The sequence below is a fragment of the Gluconobacter sp. P1D12_c genome (genome assembly GCF_018812105.1).
In the GTDB taxonomy this organism is placed as follows: domain Bacteria; phylum Pseudomonadota; class Alphaproteobacteria; order Acetobacterales; family Acetobacteraceae; genus Gluconobacter; species Gluconobacter oxydans_A.
Window position 1 is genome coordinate 1 of the sequence record NZ_JACSIQ010000662.1, and the last position, 400, is coordinate 400.

The 400-nt window shown below is 40.2% G+C and carries 1 protein-coding gene; it reads right to left on the reverse strand.

Features of this window, described 5'->3' with window-relative positions; genetic code table 11:
- Window positions 1-235 (reverse strand): hypothetical protein (locus KP705_RS18640; protein ID WP_215765386.1); only part of this gene is annotated, 235 nt, incomplete at its 3' end.
- Between the last annotated feature and the right edge of the window lie 165 nt (window positions 236-400).

Consider the following 400-nt stretch of genomic DNA (forward strand, 5'->3'; position numbering starts at 1 on the left):
CAACAGCACCATCGCAAGCCTGCTCATGCTCACGCTCAAGAGCTTCTAAATCCTGACCAAAAACGAGAACCGGCTTGCCTGGATTTTCAACATGCAAACAGGCATCCGGATTTCTCCGGGTAGCCTCATCTATAGTCTCTTTAATATTCCACTTCTTAGACTTCGTTGCCTTGTCGGAAGGCTTTACAAGCACTTTACGACTCAGCATCTCAAAATGTGCGAATTGATAACTCATGACAACGATCCAAAAAATTTCTCGCAAATCGTTGAGAGTCTTCTTTTAAAATCATCAGACGTACAATTTTCCAAATCTAAATTATCGATACTCGAATACAAACCATCCTTGTCACATTCTTCTAAATCTTTAACCCAAAGGCGTATCTCATCTTTATTGTCATTA